Annotated in this window: 17 protein-coding genes; 11 read left to right on the plus strand and 6 right to left on the minus strand. The window is 69.0% G+C overall.

Annotated elements, in window-relative coordinates; genetic code table 11:
* Window positions 1–69: 69 nt before the first annotated feature.
* Together MLE42_RS14040 and MLE42_RS14045 are read right to left on the minus strand one after the other, a co-directional pair.
* Window positions 70–642 carry an outer membrane beta-barrel protein gene (locus tag MLE42_RS14040; protein WP_243288504.1) on the minus strand — a complete coding sequence of 191 codons (573 nt, stop codon included), beginning with the start codon at window positions 640–642 and terminating at the stop codon, window positions 70–72.
* Window positions 643–744: 102 nt separating this feature from the next.
* Window positions 745–1,464, minus strand: coding sequence for a response regulator transcription factor (locus MLE42_RS14045; protein WP_243288505.1), 720 nt, complete (start codon window positions 1,462–1,464; stop codon window positions 745–747).
* A gap of 53 nt (window positions 1,465–1,517) precedes the next feature.
* Between MLE42_RS14045 and MLE42_RS14050 the strand changes: the two genes are divergently transcribed.
* On the plus strand, window positions 1,518–2,468 hold the full coding sequence (locus MLE42_RS14050) for a glycosyltransferase (protein ID WP_243288506.1): 951 nt from the start codon (window positions 1,518–1,520) through the stop codon (window positions 2,466–2,468).
* A 15-nt stretch (window positions 2,469–2,483) separates the two neighbouring features.
* Here MLE42_RS14050 and MLE42_RS14055 read toward each other — a convergent pair whose 3' ends face one another.
* From MLE42_RS14055 to MLE42_RS14065, 3 genes are all read right to left on the minus strand, one after another.
* Window positions 2,484–3,881, minus strand: a complete 1,398-nt coding sequence (locus MLE42_RS14055; protein WP_243288507.1) for a sensor histidine kinase — start codon at window positions 3,879–3,881, stop codon at window positions 2,484–2,486.
* A 260-nt stretch (window positions 3,882–4,141) separates the two neighbouring features.
* Complete coding sequence (locus MLE42_RS14060; RefSeq protein WP_243288508.1) at window positions 4,142–4,816, minus strand: response regulator; 675 nt, start codon at window positions 4,814–4,816, stop codon at window positions 4,142–4,144.
* Window positions 4,817–4,838: 22 nt separating this feature from the next.
* A complete protein-coding gene (locus tag MLE42_RS14065) occupies window positions 4,839–5,837 on the minus strand; it encodes an ABC transporter substrate-binding protein (RefSeq protein WP_243288509.1) in 999 nt (332 codons plus the stop codon).
* A 232-nt stretch (window positions 5,838–6,069) separates the two neighbouring features.
* Here MLE42_RS14065 and MLE42_RS14070 point away from each other — a divergent pair, with 232 nt between their 5' ends.
* The 6 genes from MLE42_RS14070 to MLE42_RS14095 all read left to right on the plus strand — a co-directional run bounded on the left by MLE42_RS14070 (window position 6,070) and on the right by MLE42_RS14095 (window position 12,658).
* The gene (locus tag MLE42_RS14070) at window positions 6,070–7,332 is read left to right on the plus strand and encodes a porin (protein WP_243288510.1); all 1,263 of its coding nucleotides are present in this window, start codon (window positions 6,070–6,072) and stop codon (window positions 7,330–7,332) included.
* Between the two features lie 97 nt (window positions 7,333–7,429).
* Complete coding sequence (locus MLE42_RS14075) at window positions 7,430–9,220, plus strand: anion permease (protein WP_243288511.1); 1,791 nt, start codon at window positions 7,430–7,432, stop codon at window positions 9,218–9,220.
* Between the two features lie 70 nt (window positions 9,221–9,290).
* Entirely contained in the window at window positions 9,291–9,872 is a 582-nt protein-coding gene (locus MLE42_RS14080) for a chromate transporter (RefSeq protein WP_243288512.1), read from the plus strand.
* Window positions 9,869–10,456 carry a chromate transporter gene (locus MLE42_RS14085; protein WP_243288513.1) on the plus strand — a complete coding sequence of 196 codons (588 nt, stop codon included), beginning with the start codon at window positions 9,869–9,871 and terminating at the stop codon, window positions 10,454–10,456. Before MLE42_RS14080 ends, MLE42_RS14085 begins: the two co-directional genes overlap by 4 nt.
* A 25-nt stretch (window positions 10,457–10,481) precedes the next feature.
* Window positions 10,482–11,675: a CaiB/BaiF CoA transferase family protein gene (locus tag MLE42_RS14090; protein ID WP_243288514.1), complete on the plus strand. Its 1,194-nt coding sequence runs from the start codon at window positions 10,482–10,484 to the stop codon at window positions 11,673–11,675.
* 8 nt (window positions 11,676–11,683) lie between these two features.
* Window positions 11,684–12,658, plus strand: coding sequence for a hydroxymethylglutaryl-CoA lyase (locus MLE42_RS14095; protein WP_243288515.1), 975 nt, complete (start codon window positions 11,684–11,686; stop codon window positions 12,656–12,658).
* Between the two features lie 7 nt (window positions 12,659–12,665).
* Here MLE42_RS14095 and MLE42_RS14100 read toward each other — a convergent pair whose 3' ends face one another.
* Window positions 12,666–12,854, minus strand: coding sequence for a DNA gyrase inhibitor YacG (locus MLE42_RS14100; protein WP_243288516.1), 189 nt, complete (start codon window positions 12,852–12,854; stop codon window positions 12,666–12,668).
* Between the two features lie 160 nt (window positions 12,855–13,014).
* Between MLE42_RS14100 and dnaK the strand changes: the two genes are divergently transcribed.
* From dnaK to MLE42_RS14120, 4 genes are all read left to right on the plus strand, one after another.
* A complete protein-coding gene (gene dnaK / locus MLE42_RS14105) occupies window positions 13,015–14,916 on the plus strand; it encodes a molecular chaperone DnaK (RefSeq protein ID WP_243288517.1) in 1,902 nt (633 codons plus the stop codon).
* Between the two features lie 127 nt (window positions 14,917–15,043).
* On the plus strand, window positions 15,044–16,111 hold the full coding sequence (dnaJ, locus tag MLE42_RS14110; protein ID WP_243288518.1) for a molecular chaperone DnaJ: 1,068 nt from the start codon (window positions 15,044–15,046) through the stop codon (window positions 16,109–16,111).
* Complete coding sequence (locus MLE42_RS14115; RefSeq protein WP_243288519.1) at window positions 16,104–16,478, plus strand: MerR family transcriptional regulator; 375 nt, start codon at window positions 16,104–16,106, stop codon at window positions 16,476–16,478. Before dnaJ ends, MLE42_RS14115 begins: the two co-directional genes overlap by 8 nt.
* Window positions 16,479–16,544: 66 nt before the next feature.
* A complete protein-coding gene (locus MLE42_RS14120; protein ID WP_243288520.1) occupies window positions 16,545–17,411 on the plus strand; it encodes a sigma-70 family RNA polymerase sigma factor in 867 nt (288 codons plus the stop codon).
* Window positions 17,412–17,424: the final 13 nt, after the last annotated feature.

The raw sequence follows: 17,424 nt of genomic DNA on the forward strand, positions 1-17,424 counted from the left end.
GGAAAGCGGGGCGCGACCGCGCCCCGCTTTCCTTGATTCCAAGGACGCCAACCGCCCTCGAGTACCCGCTCAGAACCGGAAGGTCACGCCGGCCTGGAGCGCATTGGCGGTCGGATCCCAGGCGGTCTGGTTGGCGTAATGAGAGCTGACATAGCGGAGCTCGGCCCCGACGGTCCGGTTGAAGTTGTATCCAAGCCCGGCCGAGTATCCAAAGCGGGTCGAGGACTGGGACGCCGAGGATGCCGGGAATGGGGCGATGGCGGGGGTCTCGGTGTCCACACGCCAGCGGTGGAGGCCAAGCCCGGCGGTCAGGTAGAGGCCGCCGGGTGTTCCGCCGGGGAAGTAGAGGTAGTCCGCGCCCAGGCTGAGATCGTTCGCCTTGGTTTTGAATCCGTTGACCGTGCCTTCGGGATAGAACACGGCGTCGAACCTTGGCCTGATCACGTGGCCCGCACCTAGATCAAACGTGACATGGGCGCCGAGCCCGGCACCGGGCTTGTTGTCGACCGCCGTCTTGAGGTCGCCGGTCGGGAAGTTCGCGTGGAGCTGAAGGCCGAAGCGCGGCTCCTCGGCCCGGGCCTGAACCGCCCCGAAGGCGAGGGCCACGGCCAACGCGGTGAACAGACGAGGACAAACGGGCATGAAGCCTCCGGATGGCATCCATTGGGGATGGGTGGGTAAAAGATACCCCCATGGATGGGACCATCCCGCCCTAAGTTCCGGGTTCGGATCAGCCGCGGAACATCACTCCTCGCCCTTCCGCTGTTTCCCTTCGGGATCGAACTGGTAGCCGACGCTGCGGATGGTGTGGACCCAGCGCGGATGGTGCGGGTCCAGCTCCATCACGCGGCGGATGCGGACGATGAAGTTGTCCACGGTGCGGCTGGTGGGGTAGGCGTCCTCGCCCCAGACCTTGTCCAGGATGTCCGTGCGGCTCACCACCTGGCCGGGCCGCTCCATGAGCAGGCGGAGGATCATGCACTCCTTCATGCCGAGCTGGAAGGGGCCGTTGGGCCCCTCGCCGCAGTAGTTGTCGAAGTCCACCCAGTGGGCGCCGAAGGCCTGGCGGCTGCTCATCTCGCGGCTCCGGTACCAGGCTTCGCGGCGGAGGATGGCCCGGACCCGCAGCAGCAGCTCCTTCACCTGGAAGGGCTTGCCCAGGTAGTCGTCGGCGCCGGTCTCGAAGCCGTGCACCCGGTCGTCGTCCGTGTTCTTGGCCGTGAGGAAGAGGATGGGCGTGAAGTTCTTCGCCTCGCGCACCTTCTGGCAGATGGTGAAGCCGTCCATGCCCGGCAGCATCACGTCGAGGATCACGAGGTCGTAGGCCTCGGCCAGGATCTGCTTCAGGGCCTGGTCGCCCCGGGGAATCCAGGTGCAGGCAAGGCCCTCCAGCTCGAGGTTCAGCTTGATGCCCTCGGCGAGGCTGAGCTCGTCTTCCACCAGCAGGATCTTGGGCTCGGGCATGGCTGACTCCAGGACAGCTATAGATCCTACTAGAATGAGGGGTTGGAGCGCCCATGGACCCCTATCTGAGCATCGTCATCCCCATCTACAACGAGGAGGAGAACATCCCCACGCTGTGGGCGCGCCTGTCCAAGGTGATGGCGGAGTCCTTCACGGATCCCTCGAAACCCTGGGAGGTCATCTTCACGGATGACGGCAGCCGGGACCGCAGCCTGGTCCTGCTGGTGGCCATCGCCAAGGAGGAACCCCGCGTGAAGGTCGTGGAGTTCAACCGGAACTACGGCCAGCACAGCGCGATCTTCGGCGCCTTCGCCGAGGTGAAGGGCCGCGTCGTCGTCACCCTGGACGCGGACCTCCAGAACCCTCCCGAGGAGATCCCCAAGCTGGTGGCCAAGGTGGAGGAGGGCTACGACGTCGTCGGCGGCTGGCGCCAGGGCCGCCAGGAGAACGACAGCTTCTTCCGCACCATGCCCAGCAAGATCGTCAATGCCGTCACCCGCAAGACCACGGGCGTGAAGCTCCACGACTACGGCTGCATGCTGCGGGCCTACAGCCGCGAGGTGGTGGACGCCATGCTGCTCTGCAAGGAGCGCTCGAGCTTCATCCCCGCGCTGGCCAACAGCTTCGCCAAGCGCATCACCGAGGTGCCCGTGGCCCACGCGGAGCGCGCCGCCGGCGAGAGCAAGTACGGCCTCTGGAAGCTCATCAACCTCCAGTTCGACCTGCTCACCAGCTTCAGCCTGATCCCCCTCCAGGCCCTCAGCGTGTTCGGCGTCGTCACGGCCGCCATCGGCTTCATCCTCTTCCTGGGCCTGGTGGTCTACCGCTTCCTGCACCCGGAAGGCACGGCCCAGGGCGTGTTCACGCTGTTCGCCATCCTCTTCTTCTTCGTGGGCTGCCAGTTCATCGCCTTCGGCCTGCTGGGCGAGTACATCGGCCGCATCTACCAGGAAGTGCGCGACCGGCCCCGCTACATGGTGAAGAAGGTCCACCAGGCGCAGTAGGGCGGGGATCCCGGCCTATCGGGTGGCTCCGGCTGGGAACGCCACCGTGACGACCAGGCCGGGACCCGTGGTGGGATCCGACAGGCGGACCTCGGCGCCCAGGGCGCGGGCCACTTCCTGGACGATGGAGAGCCCCAGGCCGCACCCGGGCGTGTCGTAGCTGCCGAGCCGGCAGAACCGCTCAAACACCCGGGCGCGGTCGGCGGGGGGGATGCCGGGCCCGTTGTCCTCGATGGACAGGACCGGACGCCCCTCGACCCGGCGGAGCGAAAGCGTGACCCGCCCGCCCGGGGGCGTGTAGCGGAGGGCGTTGTCCACGAGGTTGGCCACCAGCTCGTGGAGCATGGTGGACGAGGCGGGCAGGTCCACGCGGTCCTCGGGGCGGTCGAAGCCCAGATCGATGCGGCGGGCCTGGGCCAGGGTCGCCTGCTCCTCGAGCACCCGCTGGGCCAGCTCCGTCAGGTCCACCACCTCGCCGGGCCGGCGGGTCTGGGCCCCGGCCTCGGCCCGGGACAGGGCGAGCAGCTGGTTCACGAGGCGCGTCCCCTGGCGGACGCCTTCGGACATGGCCCCGAGGGTTTCGTCCTTGACGGCCGGATCCGGGCTGCGGAGGCCGTAGTTGGCCTGGGTCTGGAGCACGGCGAAGGGGGTGCGGAGCTGGTGCGAGGCGTTGGCGATGAAGCGGCTGCGGACCGCCATCTGAGCGTCCAGGCGCTGGATGTAGCCGTTGAGGGATTCCACCAGGGGCCGGAGCTCCTGGGGCATGGGTCCGGCTTGGATGGGTTCCAGCGAGCCCGGCTTGCGCCGTCCCACCTCATCCCGGAGGCGGAGGATGTCCTTCAGGCCCCGGCGCAGGGCGAACCAGATCAGGAGGCCGGCGAGGGCCAGCGTCCACAGGTCCTGCCGCAGGGTGGTGGTCCAGAGCTTGCGGGCCAGCTGGTTGTGGTCCTGGAGGGTCTGGGCCACTTCGATGATCACCGGGCCCTCGGCGGGGGCCGCGAAGACGGGCTGGGCGTAGGCCACCACCCGTACGGGCTCGCCCCGGACTTCCGTCTGGAAGTACACCGATTCCTCGGGTCGGGGCGCCTCCGCTGGGGGGGGCAGCTCCGCGTAGCCCGAGAGGAGCACCCCCTTGGGCGAGGCGATGCGGTAGTACACCCGGTCCTGGGCCCTGGACTGGAACAGCTCCAGGGCCGCCGGGGGGATGGCCACGTCCAGGAGGCCATCCTCGAACTGGATCTGCTGGGCGATGATGCGGGCCGATCCGAGCAGCAGGCGGTCCTGCACCATGTCGGCCGTGTGCCGGGCCTCCCGCCGGGCCAGGGTGAGGTTCGTGAGGGCGAGGACGCCCAGGGGCACCAGCAGCCACAGCAGCAGGCGGGCCCGGAGGCTGAGGGCGGACTCAGAGGTCATATCAACACCCCACGAGGCCGCGCGAGGGCCGCCGGGCGAGCGAGGCGAGGAAGGCGAGGAGACGCGTAGCAGGCACTACGCGCGACGAGCGTGACGAAGCATCGCGACGCCCGCCGGCCCTCGCCCGGAGGGATGAAGCCAGGCTGGCGCCCCTCGGTGTCAGGGCCCTTGAACGATGTCCCGCATCGCCCTGCGGGCCCTTCCTTGCGGTGCATCCAGCCTGGCTTCATCGCGGCCTCGTCGGGTGTTGATATGACCTCTTAGGCCTCATGGCGTGGCTTCAGGAGGTAGCCGAGGCCCCGGAGTGTGGCGATCACCACGTCGCCGTCCTCGAGCTTCTTCCGGAGGCGGTGGACGTAGATCTCGATGGCCTCGGGGCTCACGTCCTGGTCGAGTGAGTAGAGGCTCTCGGCCAGGGCCTTCTTGCTCACCGTCCGGCCGGCCTTCATCATCAGCCCCTCCAGCACGGCGTGCTCTCGGGGTGTCAGGGCCAGGGGCGCGCCCGACAGGGTGAATTCGCGGCGGTTGCTGTCGTAGACCAGGGAGCCGCAGGCGAACACCGGGTTCTTCTGCTGGTTGACGCGCCGGAGCAGGGCCCGGATGCGGGCTTCCAGCTCATGCACCTCGAAGGGCTTGACCATGTAGTCGTCGGCCCCGAAATCCAGGCCCTCCACCCGGTCGCGGGTGGCGTCGAAGGCGGTGAGGATCAGCACCGGCACGGCATTGCGCCGACTCCGGAGGCGCTTGAGAACCTCCCGGCCATCCAGCCCCGGGAGGGCCAGGTCCAGGATCACCAGATCGTAGGCCTCCGTGCGGAGGAGACCGTCGGCCTCCAGGCCGTCCTGGGCGCACTCCACCGTGTACTTGTCCGCCCTCAGGGTCCGGGCCAGCCACTCGGAGAGGGCGCGGTTGTCCTCGACCAGCAGGAGTTTCATGGGCGGCGGATTCCGGGAGAGGTCACTTGACGGCGTTCACGAATTCCAGGGTATAGGTGCTGGCGAGGTCCACGGCCTTCCCCTGGAGGGATCGCTCGGTGTGGGTCAGGATGCGCAGGACGTTGGCGGGGCCGTTGGCGGGCATCCGGCCGTCGGGGATGAAGATGGGTTTGCTGCGCGCCAGGGCCCTGATGTAGATGGCCTTGTCCTGTCCGTAGTAGTCGGCGGGGACGTGGGCGGCGATCTCGGCCGCCGTGTGGCCCTGGATGTAGCGGAGGGCCTTCACCAGCGCGTTGACGAGCTTCTGCACCTCGGGCTTGTGGCGATTCACCCAAGCGGTCTGCATGTAGAGGCAGGAGGCCGGGTAGGGACCGCCGAGCGCCCTGGCCGTGTCCTCCGGGGTGCGGAGGTCCACCAGCACCCGCGCCTGGCCGGTGGCGAGCAGCCGCGACGCCGTGGGCTCGGTGGTCATGCCGGCGCCGATGGTTCCACTGCTCATGGCCTCGATGAACGACTCACCGGTGCCCACGGGCTTGAAGGTCACCTGGTTCAGCCGCAGTCCTGCCGACAGGGCGAGGTAGCGGGAGAGGAACTGGGTGGATGAGCCGAGCCCGGTGACGCCGAGGGTCTGGCCGCCGAGATCGGCCATGGTGCGGACCCTGGGCAGCCGGGAGGACACCAGCTCCACTTCGCCGGGAGCCTGCGAGAACTGGACCACCGACACCACAGCCTTGCCCTGGGTCTGCATGTAGACGGTGTGGTCATAGAACCCGACCACGCCCTGGGCCCCGCCCACGAGGAGCATGTCCACCCCGCGGACGCCCGCCCATTCGCTGTGGACCTCCACCTCCAGCCCTTCCTGCTCGAAGTAGCCCAGCTGCTGGGCCAGCTTCACGGGCAGGTAGATGATCTTCTCGATGCCGCCCACCATCAGGACGATGCGCTCGGCGGCGCGGCCGGGCCAGGCGGCTCCCGCCAGCAGGACAGCGGCAAGCGCGAGGGACCTGGGCGTGCGCGTCATGGCGGCTCCGGATCGGGTTCGGGGGTCTTCCAGGATGATCGCACCGGCGCGCGCCGGACGCGCCGCGTGACCGTACGCACATCCGGAGGCGCTGAAAGCTGACTGAAAGGTTGGCCTCCTAGATTCCCAGTGATCCATCCCGCTTCGCCCTGATCCCTCTCCCGGGGGGCGACCTCCGGCTGTCCGTCTCTCCCGATCCCGCTGTACCCATCCCTCACACCAAGGAGTCCCCATGCATCTCCGCACCCTGGCCTGCCTTGCCGCGGCCGCCCTCCTCCCGGCCCAGGAGGTTGACGTCAAGGCCGAGCTGGCCAAGCAGAACGCGCGCATCGCCGAGCTGGAGCAGAAGCTGGCGTCCAAGCCTGAAGCCAAGCCTGAAGCCAAGGCGGAGGCCTTCAAGTTTCCCGCGGAGCTGACCCCCTACATCCTCATCGACGCCACCCTAGGGTCCAAGACCAACGCCACCGCCGACGGCCGCACCAAGGTGGACTTCATGGAGTCCTGGTTCAGCGGCAGCCGCTGGGGCCTGAAGGGCGCCATCAAGACCAACGTCGACGGCCTCAGCGTGATCTACAAGCTGGAGAGCGAGTACTTCCTCTACGACGGCGAGCAGGGCAAGGCCAACACCCTGTTCAACCGCGACGCCTGGCTGGGCATCAAGAGCAAGGAGCTGGGCCAGCTCACCTTCGGCCGCCAGAACACCCTGGCCCGCGACTTCGCCGTGATCTACGGCGACCCCTTCGCCCATGCCGAGGTGAACTACGACGAGGGCGGCTGGACCAACAACAACAACTTCAAGTCCCTGGTCTACTACGCCGGGGCCGTGAGCGTGGGCTCCCCCACGGGCGGGCCGGCCCAGACCCGCATCGACAAGGGCGTGGTGTGGAAGAAGGTCACCGACGGCGGCTTCGCCATGGGCGCGGCCTACAACCTGAACTACGAGCCCAACACCACCACCAAGAACTCCACGGCCTCCATGGCCCTGGGCTACAACGCGAAGGCCTTCCACCTCGCCGGCTTCTACACCCAGGCCAACAACAACGGCTTCACGCAGAAGTCCGCCTCCCTGGGCGGCAACGTGAGCCCGGTGGCGTGGCTGCGCCTGAACGCCGGCTACTTCCACTACACGGCCGAGCAGGGCCTCAACCACCCGGACCGCAGGGATTCCGCCTTCACCGTGTCGGCCTCCATCCAGACGGATCCGAAGTGGAGCTACTACCTGGGCTTCCAGTCCATGAAGGCCGACGACGCCGGCTTGGGCGCCGCCACGGGCGCCTGGCAGAACCCCTTCGCCGACACCGCCAACAAGGCCTACTTCGTGTCGGGCCGCCGGGACACCACCTACGGGGCCGTGCGGCGACACCTCAGCAAGAAGATGGAAGCCTACGTGGTCTTCGACTACCTGAAGCTGCACGACGCCTTCCGCCTCTCGGCCACCAACCCCCACGACTCCCAGACCGAGTTCGCCATCGGCATGCGCATCCGCGCCCTGTAGGTGGCCCTCCCGCCGGGTCCGGACGACTGGGCCCGGCGGTCTCTCGCGACCCCCAACCCTGGCGCCAGCCCGTCTGGCCCCTCCCGCAGGTGCTGATATGTCCAATCCGGAATCCCAAGGCGGTGGATGGCAGGGGGCCAAGCCCCTCCGCCTCCTGGCCACCCTCGCGGTGGGCTGCCTCCTCTACGTCATCCTTCCGCGCGTCGCGCCGGTGCCCGACGCCAAGTTCTTCGCGGGAAGCGCCGCCGCCAAGGCCAAGAACGGCGAGAAGGGCGCGAAGCTCGGCGAGAAGTCGGCCAAGCCCGCCGACAAGTCCAAGCCCGCGGAGGCCAAGGCGGCCGAGCCCAAAAGTGAGCCGAAAACCGAACTGAAGGCTGAGCCCAAGCCGGCCGCCGCGGCCAAAAAGCTGAGCGCCAAGGAACTCGACGTCCAGCGCATCGAGGCCGAAGCCAGGGTCAAGTTCGAGGCCGCCGCGAAGGCCAAGGCCGAAGCCGAGGCCAAGGTGAAGGCGGAGGCGGAGGCCAAGACGAAGGCCGAGGCCGAGAAGGTCCGCCAGGCCGACTGGGTCCGCGGGCTGCACCTCTTCGCCATCTTCGTGGCCACCATCCTGGGCATCATCCTCCGCCCCCTGCCCATGGGCGCCGTGGCCATGATCGGCGTGGGCCTCACCGCCATCACGGGCACCCTGCCCATCGGCGACAGCCTCAGCGGGTTCGCCGAGAAGACGCTCTGGCTCATCATCGTGGCCTTCATGTTCGCCCGGGGCTTCATCAAGACGGGCCTGGGCACGCGCATCGCCTACTTCTTCATGCGCCTGCTGGGCAAGCGCACCCTCGGCCTGGCCTATGGCTTCGCCGCCACCGAGTTCGTGCTGGCGCCCGTGGTGCCCAGCAACACCGCCCGCACGGCCGGCATCATCATGCCCATCATGCGCTCCCTGGCCCGGGCCTACGGCAGCAACCCCGAGGACGGTACCGCCCGCAAGATCGGCGCCTACCTCACCATGACCTGCTTCAACCTGGACCTCATCGTCAGCGCCATGTTCCTCACGGCCATGGCGGCCAACCCCATGACCCAGAAGTTCGCCGCGGACTTCGGCATCACCATCACCTGGAACAGCTGGTTCGTGGCCGCCATCGTGCCCGGCCTCGTGGGCCTGCTGGTGATCCCCTACTTCTTCTACAAGCTCTACAAGCCCGAGATCACGGAGACGCCCGAGGCGGTGGAGATGGCCACGGCCAGGCTGAAGGAGATGGGCCGTCCGTCCATGTCCGAGTGGCTGATGGTCGCCGTGTTCAGCTTCGTGCTGGTGCTCTGGGTCATCGGCGAGAAGAGCTTCGGCATCGATGGCACCACGGCGGCGCTCCTGGGCCTGGCCCTGCTGCTGCTGACGGGCGTGCTGACCTGGAAGGATGTCCTGGAGGAGCACAATGCCTGGGACGTGCTCATCTGGACCGGCGGCCTGATCATGATGGCGGGCTTCCTGAACAAGCTGGGCATGATCCCCTGGTTCAGCAAGGTGGTGGGCGCCTCCATGGCGGGCCACAGCTGGCAGTTCGGCTTCCTGGTCTTGGCCGTGACCTACTTCTACGCCCACTACTTCTTCGCCAGCATGACGGCCCACGCCGGCGCCATGTACGCGGCCTTCCTGGGCGTGGCCATCACGCTCGGCGCGCCGCCCATGCTCGCCGCGCTGGTGCTGTGCTTCTTCTCCAACCTGCACGCCAGCATGACCCACTACGGGACGGGCCCCGCCCCGGCCATGTTCGGCCTGGGCTATGTGCCCATCGGTACTTGGTGGCGCCTGGGCTTCATGGTCAGCGTCGTGAACATCCTCATCTGGGTGGTCGTGGGTGGCGCCTGGTGGAAGGTGCTGCACCTCTGGTAGGTTCGCAGTCACCGAGGGGGACCTGCCGGGCGCGGGTCCCCCTCGCCCTTCCTGTTTTCCACGGATGACCATGATCGAACACGAGACCCTACCCGAGGATCAACCGGGGCCCCGCTCCCTGACGGACCTCTTCCTGACCTTCACCTGGCTGGCCGTGCAGGGCTTCGGCGGCGTGATGGCCGTGGCGCACCGGGAGCTGGTCGAGCGGAAGCGGTGGCTCAGCCAGGCCGCCTTCGTCGAGGAATGGGCCGTGGCCCAGATCATGCCCGGCCCCAACGTCATGAACCTCTCGCTGGTCATCGGCGGCCGGCGCTTCGGCTGGCGGGGCGCCCTGGCGGCCATGGCCGGCATGCTCGCGCTGCCGCTGCTGCTGGTCCTGCTGCTGGCCGTGGCCTACGGCCGGTTCGGCGGGCATCCCGCCGTGGCCCGGGCCCTGCGCGGGATGGGCGCCGTGGCCGCAGGCCTGATCATGGCCGCGGGTCTCCGCCTCTCCGGGGGCCTGAAGGGCCACCCCCTCGGCGCGCTTGCCTGCGGGGCCCTGGCCGTGGCCGCCTTCGGAGGGGTGGCGCTGCTGCACTGGCCCATGCCCTTCGTCCTGCTGGGGCTCGGCGGCGTGGCCTGCCTGGCCACCTACGCGAGGCTGGACCCGTGACGGCCGCCCCGGGAGCCTTCCCTCTGCACGGCTGGGACTGGCTGCAACTCTTCGGCCACTTCCTCCTGCTGTCGCTGCTGTCCGTGGGCGGCGCCCTCACCACGGCCCCGGAGATGCACCGCTACCTGGTGCTCCAGCAGCGGTGGCTCAGCGAGACCCAGTTCAGCAGCTCCATCACGCTCGCGCAGGCGGCGCCGGGCCCGAACATCCTCTTCGTGGCCCTCCTGGGCTGGAACCTGGGCATGAACTCCGGCGGGCCGCTGCTGGCGCTGGCCGGGGTGGTCCTCTCCCTGACCGGCATCCTGCTGCCCAGCACCATCGTCACGCACCTGGCCTCCCAGTGGGGGCACCGGAACCGGCACCTGCGCGCGGTTCGGGCCTTCAAGCAGGGCATGGCCCCGGTCGTCATCGGCCTCATGCTGGCCACCGGCTGGATCCTGGCCCGCACGGCCCACGATGCCGGCCCGGCCTGGCCCCTCTGGCTGCTGACCGCCGCCACGGCCCTGCTGGTCTGGCGAACGCGGGTCCATGTGCTCTGGCTCCTGGCGGCCGGCGCGCTCCTCGGCATCCTCGGCGTGGTCTAGACCCCGCCCCTCTCGCGAGTTCCCCATGCAGCCCTCGGTCCTCAGCGGCATCCGCGTCCTCGAGCTGGGCCAGCTCATCGCGGGGCCCTTCGCGGCCAAGATCCTCGGCGAGTTCGGGGCGGAGGTCATCAAGGTCGAGCCGCCGGGCGCCGGCGACCCCCTGCGCAAGTGGCGCCTGCTGAAGGACGGCACCTCCGTCTGGTGGCAGGTGCAGTCGCGCAACAAGCGGTCCGTGGCCCTGGACCTGCGGAAGCCCGAGGCCCAGGCCATCGTCCGCGACCTGGCGAAGGAGGCGGACGTCCTCATCGAGAACTTCCGCCCGGGCACCCTCGAGAGCTGGGGCCTGGGCTGGGAGGAGCTGCACGCCCTCAGCCCCGGCCTCGTGATGCTGCGGATATCGGGCTACGGCCAGACGGGGCCCTACCGGGACCGCCCGGGCTTCGGCGTCATCGGCGAGGCCATGGGCGGCCTGCGCCACCTCACGGCCGAACCGGGCCGCACGCCCGTGCGGGTGGGCGTGTCCATCGGCGACTCCCTGGCGGGCCTGCACGGGGCCCTCGGCGTGCTGCTGGCCCTCTACCACCGGAAGGTGAACGGCGGCGAGGGGCAGGTCATCGATGTGGCCCTCTACGAGGCCGTCTTCCACATGATGGAGAGCCTGCTGCCCGAGTACAGCGCATTCGGCGTGGTGCGCGAGCCCTCGGGCAGCGCCCTGCCGGGCATCGCGCCCACCAACGCCTACCGCTGCGCGGACGGCGGCTACGCCCTCATCGCGGGCAATGGCGACGGCATCTTCAAGCGCCTCATGGTCCGCATCGGCCGGGAGGACCTGGCCGAGGATCCCGGGCTGGCGGGCAACGACGGCCGCGCCGCCCGGGCGGCGGAACTGGATGCGGCCATCGGCGCCTGGTCGGCCACGCGATCCCTGGACGAGGTGCTCGGGGCCCTGGACGAGGCCCGGGTGCCCGCGGGGTGCATCTACAACGCCCGGGACATCGCCGAGGATCCCCACTACCGGTCCAGGGACATGATCCTCCAGGCCCGCCTGCCCGACGGCCAGGCCATCGAGGTCCCGGGCATCGTGCCCAAGCTGAGCCTCACGCCGGGCCGGGTGGAGCGCCCCGCGCCGGCCCTGGGGGCGGATACGGAGGCCGTGCTGCGCCGGGCGGGTGTGTCCGAGGCGGCCATAACGGAACTGCGCGCCAAGGGCGTGATCTGAGGGATCCCATGTTCGAGCACCACTTCCCCCATCCCATCCACATCCAGGAAGTGGGCCCCCGCGACGGCTTCCAGATCGAGGACCGCTTCGTCCCCACCGCCGACAAGATCGAGCTGATCGATGCCCTCGGCCTCTGCGGGCTGGCCAAGATCGAGGTCACCTCCTTCACCTCGCCCAAGGCCATCCCCGCCCTGGCGGACGCCGACGAGGTCATGCGCGGGATCCGGCGCGTCCCCGGCGTGGTCTACACGGCCCTGGTGCCCAACCTCCGCGGCGCTGAGCGGGCCCTCGCCGCGGGCACGGACGAGCTGAACCTGGTGGTGTCCGCCAGCGAGACCCACAACCTGCTGAACCTCCGCATGACCCGCGAGCAGTCCGTGGCGCGGCTGCTGGAGGTGGTGGACCTGGTGAAGGGGACCGGGGCGGCCCTGAACGTGTCGATCTCCACCAGCTTCGGCTGCCCCATGGAGGGCGCGGTCCCCGAGGCTACGGTGCTGGGCCTGGCCGAGCGGTTCCTGGCCCGGGGCGTGGCGGGTATCACCCTCTGCGACACCACGGGCATGGCCCATCCCCGCCAGGTGGCCTCCCTCTGCGCAGCCTTCCGGGCGCGGTTCCCGGAGGCTGAGCTCACGGCCCACCTTCACAACACCCGGGGCATGGGCCTGGCGAACGCCCTCGCGGCGCTGGAGGCCGGGGTCGTCCGCTTCGACGCCTCCCTGGGCGGGCTGGGGGGCTGCCCCTACGCGCCGGGCGCCACCGGGAACGTCTGCACCGAGGACCTGGTCCACATGCTCCAGGCCATGGGATTCCCCGTGGCCGTGGACCTGCCGCGCCTCCTGGCGGCCGCCCGCAGCCTGCCGGAGCTGGTGGGCCATGACGTGCCTGGCCAGGTGATGCACGCGGGGCGCAGCCAGGACCTGCATCCGGCGCCTGCCAGCCTGGAGGCCATCCGGGCCCGGGCCGAGGCCCAGGCTCAGGCCTGAAGCCGGATCAGCCCTCCTCGCCCTCGCCGCTCCAGCCTTCGCCGTCCTCCTCCTGGGGCTTCTCCGGGACGCGGTAGCTTTCGCTGGCCCAGGCGCCCAGGTCGCGGAGCCGGCAGCGCTCGGAGCAGAAGGGCTTGAAGGGGTTGCCCTCCCAGGCGGTGGGCGTTCGGCAGATGGGGCAGGGACGAAGCGTCATGATGTCAGCATATCCCTTGAAGGGCGTTAAGCGACCAAGAAGAAAATATGAGTCAAAACTAGAAGATCATATTGACAAAGAGTGCCCAGCTTGTATCCTCGTAGGGCCAGGGTGGGCGCAGCCCGGCCTGACTCCCCAAGCAGACCCCAGGAGGAACGACATGGGCAAGATCATCGGCATTGACCTCGGCACCACCAACAGCTGCGTGGCCGTCATGGAGGGCGGGCAGCCGAAGGTGATTCCGAACCCCGAGGGCGCGGACACCACGCCTTCCGTGGTGGGCTTCAACCCCAAGACCAGCGAGCGGCTCGTGGGTGCCCCGGCCAAGCGCCAGGCCGTGGCTCAGCCCAAGAGCACCATCTATTCCATCAAGCGCTTCATGGGCCTGCCCTACGCCGACTCCGACAAGGAACAGAAGCTCGTCCCCTACACGGTGGAGCGGGCCGACAAGGGCGGCTGCGCCGTGGTGGTGAATGGCAAGCACCTCAGTCCCGAGGAGATCAGCGCCGCGGTGCTGAACAAGATGAAGGAGGCCGCCGAGGCCTACCTGGGCGAAAAGGTCACGGAGGCCGTCATCACCGTGCCCGCCTACTTCAACGACGCCCAGCGCCAGGCCACCAAGGACGCTGGCGCCATCGCGGGCCTGGACGTGAAGCGCATCGTCAACGAGCCCACAGCCGCCGCGCTCGCCTACGGCCTGGACAAGAAGAAGGACGGCACCATCGCCGTCTTCGACTTCGGCGGCGGCACCTTCGACATCAGCATCCTCGAAGTCTCCGAGGGCGTGGTCGAGGTGAAGTCCACCAACGGCGACACCCACCTGGGTGGCGACAACATCGACCAGGCCATCATCGACTGGCTGGCGGACGAGTTCCAGAAGGCCGAGGGCATCGACCTCCGCAAGCAGGCCGACGCCATGCAGCGCCTCAAGGAGGCCGCCGAGAAGGCCAAGATCGAGCTCTCCAGCACCACCCAGACCGACATCAGCCTGCCCTACATCACGGCGGATGCCAGCGGCCCCAAGCACGTGAACCAGACGCTCTCCCGCGCCAAGTTCGAGCTGATGATCGAGCCCATCCTCCAGAAGCTGAAGGGCCCCTGCGAGAACGCGGTGCGAGACGCCAAGCTGGCCCACCACGAGATCGACGAGGTGGTGATGGTGGGCGGCTCGACCCGCATCCCCAAGGTGCTGGAGATGGTGAAGTCCATCTTCGGCAAGGAGCCCAACCACAGCGTGAACCCCGACGAGGTCGTGGCCCTGGGCGCCGCCGTGCAGGCCGGCGTGCTGGCGGGCGACGTGAAGGGCGTGCTGCTCCTCGACGTGACGCCGCTCTCCCTGGGCATCAACGCCAACGGCGGGCAGATGAGCGTCATCATCCCCCGCAACACCACCATCCCCACCAAGCGCAGTGAGATCTACACCACCGCCGTGGACAACCAGCCCGGCGTGGACATCGAAGTGTTCCAGGGCGAGCGGCCCGTGGTCGAGGGCAACAAGCTGCTGGGCCAGTTCCACCTGGGCAACATCGCGCCCGCGCCCCGCGGCATGCCGCAGATCGAAGTCACCTTCGACATCGACGCCAACGGCATCGTCCACGTCACCGCCAAGGACAAGGGCACGGGCAAGGACGCCAGCATCACGCTGACGGGCAGCACGGGCCTCTCCAAGGAGGAGATCGACGCCAAGGTGAAGGATGCCGAGGCCCACAAGGCCGACGACGAGGCCCGCAAGGCCCTGCTGGAGGAGAAGAACCACCTCGACCAGATGGTCTACCAGGTGGAGAAGCTCCTGAAGGACAGCGGCGACAAGCTGCCCGAGGCCGACAAGAAGGAGGCCGAGGAGGCCATCGTCGAGGCGAAGGCCGCCCTGGCCAGCCTGGACCAGGACCGCATCAAGAAGGCCCTGGAGACCCTCACGGCCAAGAGCCACAAGCTGGCGGAGACCCTCTACAAGAGCGAGCCTCCTGCCGGTGACGGCCCGGCTCCGGGCGCGCCTGGCGCACCCGGAGGTGAAAAGAAGGGTGGGGACGACAACGTCATCGACGCTGAAGTCGTCAGTTGACCTTCCCCGGGGGTCCCGCGCTCCGCTTCGCTGCGCGCACACCCCCGGACCCCCTCGCGGAGTCTCGGCCCAGCCGCGACTCCGCTTTTTTTCGGCGAACGAAATCTTAGTGTCCTAGACTAAAGCCATGCCCCATCCCGACTACTACAAGATCCTGGGCGTGCCCCGGACGGCGTCCGAGGAGGACATCAAGAAGGCGTACCGCAAGCTGGCGCGGAAGCACCACCCGGACCTGAACCCGGGCGATGCCCAGGCCGAGGCCGAGTTCAAGAAGCTCTCGGAAGCCAACGAGGTGCTCTCGGACCCCGAGAAGCGGAAGAACTACGACACCTACGGCGATCCCAACGGCCCCGGGGCCCAGGCGCCGCCGGGCTTCGAGCAGGGCGGGGGCTTCTCCTTCGAGGACATCTTCGCGGGCTTCGGCGGGCGGCCCATGCGCCACGGGCCCGAGCGGGGGGAAGACCTGGTCCATACCGTGCGCCTGGGCTTCCGCGAGGCCTTCGAGGGCACGCGCCTGAGCCTGCGCGTGAACCGCTCCGAGCCCTGCCTGGCCTGCCGCGGCACCGGCGAGAGCTCCCGGAAGCAGGAGGTCTGCCGCACCTGCAACGGCAAGGGCAAGCTGGGCGGCGGCGGCGGGTTCCTCAGCTTCGGCCGGACCTGTCCCGACTGCCAGGGCCGCGGCATGCGCGCCCCGGCCTGTCCCGAGTGCGGGGGCGCGGGCCGGCATCCCCGCCAGGAGACCGTCACCATCGCCATTCCGGCCGGCGTGGAGGACGGCGCGCGCCTGCGCGTGGCGGGCAAGGGCGAGGCGGGCCGCCGCGGCGGCGGGCCCGGCGACCTCTACCTGCAGATCAGCATGGAGGCGGACGCCCGCTTCGAGCGCAAGGGTCCGAACCTCTACGTGAAGCTGCCCGTCAGCTTCTCCGAGGCGGCCCTGGGGGCCAAGGTGGAGGTGCCCACGCCGGAGGGCCACCAGACCATCAAGGTGCCCCCGGGCACCCAGACCGGCGCCAAGCTCCGCCTCAAGGGCCAGGGCATGCCCATCCCCAGGAGCAGCCAGCGGGGCGACCTCATCGCGGAAGTGGCGGTGGTGACGCCCCAGATCCAGGACGAGCGCAGCAAGGACCTCCTCCGCGAGCTGGCGGAGCTGAACGACGCGGACGTGCGGAAACAGCGAGGACAGCATCATGGCTAAAGATCCCCGCCTCGGCGCCTACATGATCGGCGTGGTGTCCATGCGCTACGGCGTGCATCCCCAGACCCTGCGCCTCTACGAGCGGGAGGGCCTGCTCACCCCCAGCCGCACCGAAGGCAAGACCCGCCTCTACAGCGACGAGGACCTCGAGCGCCTGGAGTTCATCCTCAACCTCACGCGGGACCTGGGCGTCAACCTGGCCGGTGTGGAGGTGGTGCTCACCTTGCGGGATCGCCTCAATCGCATGCAGGAGGACCTGGAGCGGCTGGCCCAGGCCCTGGAGGCCGCCGGCGTGAAGGATGTGCCCTGGCCGGCCAGCGGCACGGGCCTGGTGAAGCTCACGCCCCACGGATTGCGCAAGCGCTGAAGCCGGTCGCAGTTGCCCTGGGGGCGCGGATCGCTTGCTATGCTGGTTCCTCCCCCAAGGTGTTCCGTGCCCCTCCGGCATCTCGAAGAGCGTTCGCTCGACAAGTACTTCGACTCCATCCGCCACCTGCCCCTGCTGACGGCGGAGGAGGAGCGCATCAACGGGCGCCTGTGGCAGAACGACCGCAACCCGGAAGGCCTCCGCAAGCTCGTCGAGGGCAACCTCCGCTTCGTGGTGAAGGAGGCCCGCAAGTTCGAAGGCATGGGCCTGGACCTGCTGGACCTCATCAGCGAGGGCAACCTCGGCCTCATCGAGGCCGCCAAGCGCTTCGACCCGGAACGGCAGAACAAGTTCCTCACCTATGCCTCCTGGTGGGTGCGGCAGGCCATCTTCCACGCGCTCGCCGAACACGGGAACAAGATCCGCCTGCCACAGAAGGTGGCGGGCCACCTGGTGCACCTGAACCGCGTCACCCAGCGGCTGAGCCAGTCCCTGGGCCGGGTGCCCATGCTCCAGGAGATCGCGGACGCGGCCAACCTCACGGTGGAGGAGGTGGAGCGTCTCCAGCTCCTCCAGCAGACCACGTCCACCGTCTCCACCGAGCAGGGCCTGGGCGATTCGGACCTCACCGTGGGCGACAGCCTGGAGCAGGAGGTGGAGCCCTCCGCCATGCACACGCTGGACCAGGAGGCTTTCCTGGAGCAGATCGAGGCCAGCCTTCAGACCCTCAGCGAGAAGGAGCGCAAGATCATCGCCCTGCACTTCGGGCTGGGCGGCCAGGAGCCCCTGACCCTGGAGCAGATCGGCAAGCAGTTCAACCCGCCCATCTCCCGGGAGCGGGTGCGGCAGCTGGAGGAGCGAGCCTTCTCCCGCATCCGCGAGCGTCGCCGCGAGGTGCTGGGAGGCTTCCTGCGCGGCGGGGACGGGCCATGAGCGCAGCGGCGGG

This window comes from Geothrix terrae, from assembly GCF_022808775.1.
GTDB lineage: Bacteria > Acidobacteriota > Holophagae > Holophagales > Holophagaceae > Geothrix > Geothrix terrae.